Raw genomic sequence first — 11,261 nt, forward strand, 5'->3', positions numbered from 1 at the left:
GCCCGCGTTCAAGAAGTACGGCGGAGGAGCTGCGCGCTCGCCCACAGCGAGGCGGCGTCGCGCCGGCCCGCGGGCCACGCCCAGACCAGGACCACTCCCGTCACGAGCGCAGCCGCCGCACCCGCCGCCGCGGTCGCCACGCTGGGCGGGAGAGGAACCGCTTGGCGCGCTACCGCCGCCGCGAGCGCCACCGCGAGCGCGAGCAACGCGGGCCGCAGCACGACCGATCGCAATCGCTCTGCTCCGACGGGCGTGTCGGCGATGGCCGCTCGCAGCTGGGGCCCCACCAGGGCCCACACGGCGATCGCGTAGCTCGCGGCGATGCCGCGGGGTCCAAAGGGCAAGCCAAGCACGATCGAAGCGATCACGAGGCTACCGCCGCGCACCGACCAGCCCAGAAGGCGGCTGCTTCGGCCGTACGCGAGGTGCAACCAGGAAGCGGTGCTCGCAATCGGCTGCCAGAAACCCGCCAGCGCCAACCAGCGCAACAGAGGAGCCGTCGCTTCCCAGCCGGGCCCGAGTGCGAGCGCCACGACGTCTTCCGCACACACCACCAGCAGGGCACAACCCGGCATGCAGAGGTAAGCGATGGCCTGGACGAAGCGCAGGTAGACCCGTTCGAAGCGCTCGGGGTCGTCGCGAAGACGCGCCAACGTCGGGATCGCGACCTGGGCGAGGGGCGCCACGAGCTGGGACAGCGGGAGCAGGAGCAGGGCGTAGGCGCGGCCGTAGAAGCCGAGGGAAGCGGCACCGAAGACGCGTCCGATCAGGACATCGTCGAGGTTGCGCGCCAGGAAGTTCACGAAGCTCGCGCCGGTCAGCTCCGCGCCGAAGCGGAGCGCGTTCACCGGCGCAATGTCGAAGGCCGGGCGGCTCGGTCGCCACGGGTTGGCGGCGAATGCGCCACACGCGGTGGTCGCGGCCGTCGTCACGTGGCCGGCGACGAGTGCCCAGAGGCCGAAACCGGCCAGGGCCGTTCCGATCGCTACCGCGAAACCCGCGAGCGCGGCACCCGTCTCGACGGCGCTGGCCCGACCGAAACGTCCGCCGCGTCGCAGGAGCGCGAGCGGTTGCACCGCGACCCCCTGCAGTGGGAAACCGAGGCTGAGCGCGGCGAGCGCATCTCCCAGCGCGGGCTCACCGAAGAAGCGCGCGAGCGTGGGACCGAGCGCGAGCAACGCGACGCCGAGCCCGAGGCCGGAGAGGGCGTTGATCCAGAACAGATGGGAGGCTTCGCGTTCGCACAGGGCGTCGCGTTCCAGCGTCTTCCATGCGAGGCCCGACTGGGCGAACAGCCCGAGCGCGCCCACGCAGACGAGAGCCATCGCGAAACGTCCGAACTCCGCGGGTTCGACCCAGCGCGCGAGTGCGATGACGCATCCGACCTGTGCCACGCCCCGCACACCCTGGGCAGCGAGCACCCAGGCACTGCCGCGCGAGGCGGTGGAAGCCAACTCGGTGGCGCGAGGGGTCGGCAGCAGCGTGCTGGCCGGCGGCTCGGATCGCGGCGCCATGATTCTCCGCCGGGGGGCAGGAACTCCGGTGACGTCTGGGGGAAAGACGGCATTGTTCCGATCGACGCCGAGGGACCCGAGGTTGAGCGGGCCCGGCCGACTCGTTTTCCCCGCGGGGCACATTGACGCCGGACCGCGGAGAGAGCGGCCCGGGTCGGGCCTCGGCGCTAGCCTTCCTGCCCCTGGAGGATCGCCCCCCGTGTCCATCGACTATCTCGCTTTCGACTGCGACAACCACTACTACGAGGCGCAGGACGCCTTTACACGCCACGTCCCGGCCCAGATGCAGCCCCGCTGTGTGCAATGGGCCGACATCAACGGTCGCAAGCACCACATCGTGGGCGGTCAGCTGGCCCGCGCCGTCGTGAACCCGACCTGGGATCCGATCGCGAAGCCCGGCGCGATGTACGAGTACTTCCGCGGCAATCCGCATGGCCGCAACCCGCTGGAAATGCTGCGCGACCGCGAGCCGCTGCCGGCCGAGTACATGGACCGCGACGCCCGCGTCTCGGTGATCGAACGCCAGGGCCTCGAGGGGGTCTGGCTGTTCCCGACCCTGGGCGTTCTCTACGAAGAGCTCCTGAAGCACGACATCGAGGCCGTGAAGGCCCTGGTCCTGGGCTTCAATCGTTGGATCGAGGACGACTGGGGCTGCAACTACAAGGGCAAGATCTTCACCGCGCCCTATGTGACGCTCGCTGATGTCGACTTCGCCTGCAGCGAACTCGACTGGGCCCTCGCCCAGGGGGCACGCGTCGTGGTGATGCGGCCCGCTCCGGCCTGGACCTCCGATGGGCCCCGATCGCCCGCCGACGAGATGTTCGACCCCTTCTGGGCCCGCGCGGCCGAGGCCGGCATCACCGTCGTCGTGCATGCCGGCGACTCGGGCTACTCGACCCACGGATACACGCGAGACGGCTTCGCTTCCGGCTTCAGTGGCAACAACTACAAGCCCTCGGTGAAGTCCTTCCTGATCGAACGCGCCGCCTACGATTTCCTGATCACGCTCTGCTACGAGAAGCTCTTCGAGCGCTTCCCGAACCTCCGCATCGCATCGGTCGAGAACGGTTCCGAGTTCCTGCCCGACCTGTTCCGGAAGCTCGAGCAGTCGAAGAATCGCATGCCCGGCTACTACGCCGAGGATCCCGCCGAGCTCTTCAAGCGCAACGTGTGGATCAACCCGTTCTGGGAAGACGACGTGAACGAGGTCGTCGAGATGATGGGCGCCAATCGGGTGATCTTCGGATCGGACTGGCCCCACATCGAGGGAATGCCCCAGCCGCTCGACTACCTGCTGGACGTCGAGCACTTCGACGCCGGGATCCAGCAGAAGATCCTGCGCGACAACACACTTGAGTTGAACACGCTGCGTCCCGCTTGACGGGGCCAGCCCACGACGTGCATTGCGTTCGCAGTGGCTCGCTCTCGCGGGTCTCGGGACGCCACAACGAGAGGGAGAGCACGAATGAAGCGAACGATTACGGTTCTCGCGTCCTTGGCGCTGGCGGCACTGCTGTTGCCCGCGCTCGGCTGTGGTTCGGGGGACAGCACCCCCGCGCCGGAAGCTCCGTCGAGCCCGGCGCCCCAGGCGTCGACGCCTGCTCCGCCGGAGCCGCCGCCGGCCATGCCCGAAAAAGAAGAGATGGAAGAGATGGCTGGCGAGATGACGCCGCTCGAGGAGTGCCACAAGCTCGCCGACGCGGAGCAGTGGCTCGACGCCGTCGGTCCGTGCAAGGCCGCCGCGGAAGATCACCCGGACGATCTGAAGATCAAGCATGCGCTTCAGCAGGCCGCCGCTGCTGCGACTTCACTCGTCGAGGGGAGCTAGCCCGTGGGCCTCATCGATTTCGTGAAGAGCGCGGGAGAGAACCTCCTCCAGCGCGTTTCCGGTGGACCCGAAGTCAACGCCGACGGCATCGTCCAGGCGATCCAGTCCCACGGCCTCCAGGTGCAGAACCTGCAGGTAGGCGTCCAGGAAGACGTGGCCACCGTCGCGGGCACCACGGAGACCCAGACCGACAAGGAAAAGGTCGTGCTCGTCGTGGGCAACACCCAGGGCGTGGCCAGGGTGAACGACGAACTCCAGGTCGAGCCGCCGAAGCCCGAGACGCCGCCGCAGCCGCCGTCGACCTACTACGAAGTCGTGTCGGGCGACTCGTTGTCGAAGATCGCGAAGGCGCACTACGGGGATGCGATGAAGTACCCGGTGATCTTCGAAGCCAACAAGCCGATGCTGACCGATCCCGACAAGATCTACCCGGGTCAGGTGCTGCGGATCCCGCCGCTCTAGGCCCCGAGCGAGAAGAGAAGAACATGGCGAATAGCAAGATCGAAGAAATCGAAGGCATCGGACCGGCCTACGCCGAGAAGCTCGCCGCCGCGGGCATCAAGGACACGGACGGGCTGCTCGAGAAGTGCTGCGACAAGAAGGGCCGCAAGGCCACCGCGGAGACCACCGGCGTGTCCGAGTCGCAGCTCTTGAAGTGGGCGAACATGGCCGACCTGTTCCGCATCAAGGGTGTCGGGTCGGAGTACGCCGAACTCCTCGAGTGCTCGGGCGTCGATACGGTCAAGGAGTTGGCGACGCGCAACGCCGCCAACCTGGCCGCGAAGATGGCCGAAGTGAACGAGGAGAAGAACCTCACCCGTCGCGTCCCCAACGAGGCTGCGGCGACGGACTGGGTGGAGCAGGCAAAAGGCCTGCCCGCGAAGATCACCCACTAGACCGTTCCAAGACCGAGACCGCGGGCCCCGAGGAGTGAATGCTCCCCGGGGCCCGCGCCGTCTGGGGCGATGCCCAACGCTGCGCACAGGATTCTCGCCGACCCACGGTAGAATCCGCGGCCCACGCGAAGAGGAGTGCGACCGTGTCGCTACCCGATTTCGAGAAACTCGGAGCCTTCTACCTCGGCCGCGTCTACGACGGCGCGAACAACCGGGTCTCCGAGCAGACGCTCCTCTATGACGCCAAGGACCTCACCACTCACGCCGTCTGCGTGGGCATGACGGGTTCGGGGAAGACGGGTCTGTGCCTCTCCCTGCTCGAGGAGGCCGCCCTCGACGGCATCCCGGCGATCGCGATCGATCCGAAGGGCGATATCGCGAATCTTCTGCTCACCTTCCCGAAGCTCGCGCCGGCCGACTTCCGGCCCTGGGTCGATCCCGGCGAGGCGACTCGCAAGGGCATGAACCCGGACGAGTACGCCGACGCCACGGCGAAGAAGTGGCGCGAAGGCCTGGCCTCCTGGGGTCAGGACGGCAAGCGGATCGAACGCCTGCGCGCCGCCGCCGACTTCGCGATCTACACGCCCGGCTCGAGCGCCGGGCTGCCGCTCTCGGTGCTGCGCTCCTTCGACGCGCCGCCGCCCGCCCTGCGCGAAGACAGCGACGCGCTCCGCGAGCGCATCCGCGCCGCGGTCTCGGGCCTGCTCGCGCTGCTCGGCATCGAGGCCGACCCGATCCGCAGCCGCGAGCACATCCTGCTCTCGAACATCCTCGATCGAGCCTGGCGCGAGGGGCGGAACCTCGACCTCGCGGCGCTGATCGGCGAGATCCAGAAGCCTCCCTTCGACCGCGTCGGCGTGCTCGACCTCGAGAGCTTCTACCCGCCCGGGGATCGCTTCGAACTCGCGATGACCCTCAACAACCTGCTCGCTTCGCCCGACTTCGCGAGCTGGATGGAGGGCGAGCCCCTCGACGTGAAGCGCCTGCTCCACGGACCCGACGGCAAGCCGCGCGTCAGCATCCTCTCGATTGCCCACCTCTCGGATCCCGAGCGCATGTTCTTCGTGACCCTGTTGCTCAACGAAGTGGTGGCGTGGATGCGAACCCAGGCGGGCACCTCGAGCCTGCGCGCTCTTCTCTACATGGACGAGGTGTTCGGTTACTTCCCCCCGACGGCGAACCCGCCCTCGAAGATTCCGATGCTGACCCTGCTGAAGCAGGCGCGGGCGTACGGGCTGGGTTGCGTGCTCGCCACCCAGAACCCGGTCGACCTCGACTACAAGGGCCTGTCGAATACGGGCACCTGGTTCCTGGGGCGCCTGCAGACCGAGCGCGACAAGGCGCGCGTGCTCGATGGGCTCGAAGGCGCAGCGGCGACGACCGGCGCTGGCTTCGATCGCGCGCGGACCGAGGCGACGCTCTCGGGGCTCTCGAGCCGCGTCTTTCTGATGAACAATGTTCACGACGACGGCCCCGTTCTCTTTCACACGCGCTGGGCGATGTCGTACCTGCGCGGGCCGCTCACCCGCGCTCAGATCAAGGAGCTGCAGGAAACGTCGCCGCCGGCCGCCGCGCAGGATGCCGAGCTTGCGACGCCCACCGCTCCGGCCCCCGATAAGCCCCGCGCCCAGGCGGAGAACGCCCGGCCCGTGGTGCCGCCGGACGTGCCCCAGGGCTTCCTCGACGTGATGAAACCGATGCCCGCTGGCGCTTCGCTGCTCTACCGGCCGGCGGTGCTCTCGAGCGCCCAGCTGCACTTCGCGAATGCCAGTCGCGGGATCGACGTCTGGGGGCAGAAGACGCTGCTCGCTCTCCTCGACGGTGCGAGTGCGCCCGCCGACCCGTGGACGAAGGCCACGACGGTCGACGGTGCCGCACCCACCCTCTCGCCGGAAGGCGAAGAGGAGGCGAGTTTCGCCGCACTGCCGAAGGGCGCAGCGCAGAAGAAGCGCTTCGGCAGCTGGGAGAAGCGCCTCAAGTCGGCCGTGTATCGCGACCACACCCTGCCGCTCTGGTACTGCAAGCCGATGAGGGCCTGGTCGGAACCGCCGGAGAGCGAGGGTGAGTTTCGCACGCGGCTCGTTGAACTCTCTCGCGAGAAGCGCGACCTCGCGGTGGAGAAGCTGCGCAAGCGCTACCAGCCGAAGCTCGCGCGTCTCGAAGACCGCCGTCGCCGGGCCGAAGAGAAGATCGGACGCGAAGAAGCCCAGGTGGAAGCGCAGAAGCAGAGCACCTGGATCTCGGCGGGTACGGCGGTGATCGGTGCGCTCTTCGGACGCAAGGCGCTGAGCACCGGAACCGCGAGCCGCGTCGGGACGACCCTGCGCCGAGGGACGCGGATCGCGAAGGAGAAGGAAGACGTCGAGCGCGCGATGGCCGATCTGGAGGCAATCGAGGAGAAGCTGCGCGCGCTCGAAGCCGAGTTCGAGGACGAGATCACCGAACTCGAAGCGACACCCGACGCCACCTCCTTCGACGTCGACGCGCGCCCGCTGCGCCCGCGCAAGGGCGACCTGGCCGTCGAGCCGATCCGGCTGGTCTGGACGCCCTGGGCATTGGGCTCCGACGGCGTGGCCCAGCCGCTCTTCGAGCTCTGAGCGTCGGCGGCTAGTTCGCCGACGGTTTTTGCGCCTCGACGATCACACTGTCGCGCGTGCGCTCTGCCGTCTCGACGGCGTCGATGTCGGCGATTCCGGAGACGAAGGGCAGGGCGGCTTCTCCCTGGAGCCCGGCCTCCGCGAACGCGTCGATCAGGCAGGCGGTGTCGTACATGCAGCGGTGGGGAAAGCGGAAGTAGGGCGCGAGCAACGCTTTCCACCACGGATCCGATGCACGCGAGGTCTGTACGTCGAGCTGGTCGAGGAGTTCGACCGCACGCAGCTCGCCCTTCTCGAGTCGCCCGAGAAACACGGCGAGATCGGGAACGACGATCCGGAGCACGCCACCGGGCGCGAGCACCCGTGCGCACTCGTTCAGAAAGCGACGCCCCTGTTCGCGGTCGAGGTGCTCGAGGGTGTGGCTGCTGTAGATGCACTGGGCCGATCCGTCGCGCCAGGGGAACGGCTTGCGCAGGTCATGGATCGTGAGATCCGAAGGCCAATCGAGGTCCACCCAACCCAGGTGACGCTGGAGCCAACGCCAGGGCGCCAGGCGCGCCAAGCGAGCGCCGATGGCGCCGTCGACGTTCGTCCAGCCTGCGGGTGCGCGGGTTCCGCAACCGAGGTGGAGCTTCGCGCCGGTGGGTGCTCGAGACATCCCCTCGCGCATCGGCGGAACCGCCAAATCCCTTGAGTCGACGGGCTTCTCGGGGCGGACCTGCGCCTAGTCGGAGCCGGACGCCGAGGGATGCTGGGCCAGGTAGCGAGGCCAGGCGCTCCGTACGCGGCGCATCAGGCTCGGGTAGACGATGCCGTGTCGAAAGGGCCCGATCGCCGCCATGTACGCCCGGCCCAAGAAGCCGCGAGGTTTCGCGTACACGGCCATCAGTGGCGCCCAGCGTCCGTCCGTGCCCTGCGTCGACTCGAGTGGATCCCTGCCGAGATGCAGCAGTGCATGCACGGTGGCGTTCGAGAGCTCGAGCAGGATTTCGTCCGGGTCTTCATAGACGGGCTCGAAGGCTTCGACGGCCGGACCCGCCATCTCGAGAGGCGCGAACTCCTGGCGGTCTTGTGCAGGGATCCGCTCGCACACTGAGGTCTCTTCGCAACCCGGGATCGGGTGACGGACCGCCTCGTCGTCCCAGCCGAAGCGTTCGCCCAACCAGGCCCGCAACTGGAAGAGCCGTGCCGCGGCCCCTTTGCCGTCACCGCTCTGTTGCAACGCGTGCCGCAAGAAGTCCACGAAGGACGCGAAGGGCACCTCCGGCTCGATCTCGACGGGGAAACGCCAGACGTCGAGGAGGTCGAAGTCGGGGGCGAGGGCGCGAACGCGCCAGTCGCGTCGCAGGTGATCTTCGTTCTGGCAACGCATGGGAAGTTCCTCCGAGCTACAGGCTCCAGGAGATGCGCAAGACGAAGCCCGTGGTCACCAGCAAGGCGCCGAGCCCCGCCGCATGACCCGCGGACAGTCGCAGTCCGCGCGCGGTGTCCCACGCGGCGGGACCGGCAAGGGCGGCGGCGAGGAGCATGGGCATCATCGGCATCCAGCTCCGGCCGATCTCGCCCCGCACCAGCCCTGACACGTCGAGGAGCAGCAAGAGCCCGAGGGCGGCGCAAGCGCTGCGGGCGCCGCGCGCATCCGCGCCCCACACCCCCTGCGAGCGCAGCTGCGCCGCGCTCGCGCGGAGCCGCTGGCCCCACGCCCACACGACGGGCACCGTCAGGAACACCGACAGGTCCCAGAGGTTGAAAACGGTCCAGAGGGGGTAGCTGCGCTTCGAGGTGTAGACGCCGAAGTGGGTGGCCATCGAGGCTTCGAAAGAAGCGACCGGGTCGTGCCCCAGCGACACCGGAACGCTCTGGAACAGGAGCGCCGCGACGACGCTCGCCGCGATCGCACCGGCGACGCGCGGCAGCGCGCTCTTCTCGTCGCAGGCCACGGCTGCGGCCCAGAGGCCTCCCAGCGCGATGTAGATGGCACTGCCGTAGGACAGGAAGATCGCGGCTCCCGCCGCGAGCCCGGCGAACCCCGCGACACCGAAGCGTTTCGCTGCGAGATCGCACCGGGCCGCGGTGAGGAAGCCCGCCACGGCGACGGCACAGCTCGCGGTGACGAGCTGGTCGAGTTGAGGCACGAACAGGCTAGGCGCCGGGAGCAGCGTCCAGAGCACCCCGATCGCGACGGCGACACCGCGGTCGGCGCCGAGCTGTCGCGCGAGGAGCGCCACCGGGAACGCGGTGGCCGCTGCGACCAGGGCCAGCAGTCCGGGGGCGAGCAGCGCAGCCGCCGGGATGGCGGCGCCCTCGCGCAGGAGCGCGGGAGGGATGGCGTTGCGCCCTTCTCCATAGAGCGCGACCAGGGCTTCGGCGACGCCTGGGAAGGCCTGACAGAAACCGAGGACCGCGCGGAAGAAGAGCACGGCGCCCGGCGGGTGGGTGGGCACGTGCTCCATGTGCCCGACGAGCGTCGGCAGGATTTCGGCGTGTTGCCGCAGAAACACGAGAGGATCGGCAGCGAGCCCCGAGGCGGCGACGCCGAAGTACCCGGTGTACCAGGGGCTCGTGGTGCGCACGGCGAGCGAGACCGGTAGCGACGCGGCGTCCGCCATCTGTACGAGTCCCAGCTGGTAGAGCCATCCGAGGAGCGTTGCGACGGCGAGGGCACCCAGGGCTCGTGTTCGCGACAGCGCTCGCGTGGAAACGCCGGCGAGCAGGGCCACCAGGGCCGCTCCCGCCATGAGTGCCAGCCCGCTCAGAGGTCCCATCGGTTCGGAGCGAAAGCCCCAGCGCCACTCGGGCGGGTAGGGCGCGGGGCCGCGCAGCAGGGGGGAAAGGTCGAGCGCGATAGCGCCGAGCAGCAGGGCGCTGAGTGCTGCCGGAATGGCCAGCGGCGCGGAAAGCCAACTCCGGGGACCCATCGCCGGAGGAGTGTCCTCGATCGGCAGAGGCGGGGCCAGCGCGTGGCCCCGCCTCGAGCCGAGAGGTGGGTCGCTAAGACGCTTCGAAGCCGTCCAGCTGGTGGTAGCGGTCGATGTGGTGATCGGCGTCGCCGAACAGCCCCTGCAGGACGCGCACCCTCTTGAAGAACAGGCCTTCGTCCTGCTCGTCGGTCACGCCGATGCCGCCGAAGAGCTGGATGGCGTTCTCCTGCACGTACCAGCCGCCCTTCGTGAGCTGCACCTTGGCCGCGGAGATATCGGCCTTGCGCTCGATCGCGTTGTCGTTGTCGGCCTGGATCGCCGCCGCCAGCATCGTGCCGCGACACAGCTCCGTTTCGGCGAACATGTCGGCGGCGCGGTGCTGCAGCGCCTGGAAGCTGCCGATCGGTACGTCGAACTGCTTGCGCTCCTTCAGGTACGCAACCGTGCGGTCGAAGAGCTCCTGGATCGCACCCTGGCCCTCGGCACAGGCCGCTGCGGCGCCGCGGTCGACCACCCACTCGACGTGGGAGAGCGCATCGCCCTCGGTCCCGAGCAGCCGATCGGCCCCGACCTCGAGCGAATCGAACTCGAGGAGCCCGGTGCGCTGGCCGTCCATGCCGTTCACTGCCGTTCGCGACAGGCCCGCTGCGTTGCCGTCGACGATGAAGAGCGACAGGCCGGCATCGTCGTTCTGGCCGCCCGACGTGCGGGCCAGCACCACGATCTGGTCGGCCGCGTGGCCGTTCAGCACCCACAGCTTCTGGCCGCGCAGCACATAGCCGCCGTCGGTCTTGTCGGCGGTGGTGAGGCAGTCGGACAGGTCGTAGCGGCTCTGGCGCTCCGCGTAGGCGAAGGCCAGGCTGGTGCGCCCCTCGATCATCGGCGCGAGGAACTGGTTGCGCTGCTCGTCGGTGCCGAGGCGGCTGATCAGCCCACCCGCGAGCACAACCGAGGCGATCACCGGCTCGGGCACCAGGCCCCGGCCCAGCTGCTCGAGGATCAAGGCGAGATCGACGAAGCGGCCACCGAAGCCGCCCTGCTCCTCGGGGAAGGGCACGGACAGCCAGCCCATCTCGCCCATCCGCTCCCACATCTCCGGATCCCAGCCGCGCTCGATCTCGCGCAGCTTGCGGAAACGCTCGGTATTCGAGTCGTTCTTCACGAACTGGGCGACCGTGTCGACCAGCATCTGTTGTTCTTCGGTCAGATCGAAATTCATGGCATGTCTCCAAGCCCGAAGCTCCGCAACCGCAAGCCGATCACTCGCTCAAGAGTGATTCGACGCGCAGCGAGCCGAAGGCGAGCGAAGTCGGGTTAGCTGGGCAGACCCAGGATGTGCTTCGAGATGATGTTCTTCTGGATCTCGTTGGATCCGCCGTAGATCGTGGCTGCCCGCAGGTAGTTGAACTGCGAAGCCACCCAGCGCTCGTGCTCGGGCAGCGCCTCTTCCGGCGAATCGAACCAGCCCAGAGCGCCGTGCCCCATCGCGTCCATCGCGAGCTCGG

General features: G+C 68.7%; 11 protein-coding genes. 5 read left to right on the top strand and 6 right to left on the bottom strand.

What is annotated here, in order from left to right; translation table 11 throughout:
• Positions 1 to 8: 8 nt before the first annotated feature.
• Positions 9 to 1,514 carry a lipopolysaccharide biosynthesis protein gene (locus AAF430_23280; protein ID MEM7413172.1) on the bottom strand — a complete coding sequence of 502 codons (1,506 nt, stop codon included), beginning with the start codon at positions 1,512 to 1,514 and terminating at the stop codon, positions 9 to 11.
• A 199-nt stretch (positions 1,515 to 1,713) separates the two neighbouring features.
• On the opposite strand from AAF430_23280, the gene AAF430_23285 reads away from it, so the two are divergent.
• The 5 genes from AAF430_23285 (at position 1,714) to AAF430_23305 (ending at position 6,835) form a co-directional block, all read left to right on the top strand.
• Positions 1,714 to 2,895: an amidohydrolase family protein gene (locus tag AAF430_23285; GenBank protein ID MEM7413173.1), complete on the top strand. Its 1,182-nt coding sequence runs from the start codon at positions 1,714 to 1,716 to the stop codon at positions 2,893 to 2,895.
• Positions 2,896 to 2,979: 84 nt separating this feature from the next.
• Positions 2,980 to 3,342, top strand: a complete 363-nt coding sequence (locus tag AAF430_23290) for a hypothetical protein (GenBank protein ID MEM7413174.1) — start codon at positions 2,980 to 2,982, stop codon at positions 3,340 to 3,342.
• A gap of 3 nt (positions 3,343 to 3,345) precedes the next feature.
• The gene (gene lysM, locus AAF430_23295) at positions 3,346 to 3,804 is read left to right on the top strand and encodes a peptidoglycan-binding protein LysM (GenBank protein MEM7413175.1); all 459 of its coding nucleotides are present in this window, start codon (positions 3,346 to 3,348) and stop codon (positions 3,802 to 3,804) included.
• Positions 3,805 to 3,827: 23 nt separating this feature from the next.
• On the top strand, positions 3,828 to 4,238 hold the full coding sequence (locus tag AAF430_23300) for a DUF4332 domain-containing protein (protein MEM7413176.1): 411 nt from the start codon (positions 3,828 to 3,830) through the stop codon (positions 4,236 to 4,238).
• A gap of 143 nt (positions 4,239 to 4,381) precedes the next feature.
• The gene (locus AAF430_23305) at positions 4,382 to 6,835 is read left to right on the top strand and encodes an ATP-binding protein (GenBank protein ID MEM7413177.1); all 2,454 of its coding nucleotides are present in this window, start codon (positions 4,382 to 4,384) and stop codon (positions 6,833 to 6,835) included.
• 10 nt (positions 6,836 to 6,845) lie between these two features.
• On the opposite strand, the gene AAF430_23310 is transcribed toward AAF430_23305, so the two are convergent.
• The 5 genes from AAF430_23310 to AAF430_23330 form a co-directional block, all read right to left on the bottom strand.
• A complete protein-coding gene (locus AAF430_23310) occupies positions 6,846 to 7,493 on the bottom strand; it encodes a methyltransferase domain-containing protein (protein ID MEM7413178.1) in 648 nt (215 codons plus the stop codon).
• A gap of 66 nt (positions 7,494 to 7,559) precedes the next feature.
• Positions 7,560 to 8,207, bottom strand: coding sequence for a DUF2867 domain-containing protein (locus AAF430_23315; GenBank protein MEM7413179.1), 648 nt, complete (start codon positions 8,205 to 8,207; stop codon positions 7,560 to 7,562).
• 16 nt (positions 8,208 to 8,223) lie between these two features.
• Positions 8,224 to 9,753 carry a hypothetical protein gene (locus tag AAF430_23320; GenBank protein MEM7413180.1) on the bottom strand — a complete coding sequence of 510 codons (1,530 nt, stop codon included), beginning with the start codon at positions 9,751 to 9,753 and terminating at the stop codon, positions 8,224 to 8,226.
• A gap of 73 nt (positions 9,754 to 9,826) precedes the next feature.
• Positions 9,827 to 10,975, bottom strand: coding sequence for an acyl-CoA dehydrogenase family protein (locus AAF430_23325; GenBank protein ID MEM7413181.1), 1,149 nt, complete (start codon positions 10,973 to 10,975; stop codon positions 9,827 to 9,829).
• Positions 10,976 to 11,070: 95 nt separating this feature from the next.
• Positions 11,071 to 11,261: acyl-CoA dehydrogenase family protein (locus tag AAF430_23330; protein ID MEM7413182.1), on the bottom strand; the 191-nt coding region annotated here is incomplete at its 5' end.

The sequence above is a fragment of the Myxococcota bacterium genome, assembly GCA_039030075.1.
Classification (GTDB): domain Bacteria; phylum Myxococcota_A; class UBA9160; order UBA9160; family SMWR01; genus JAHEJV01.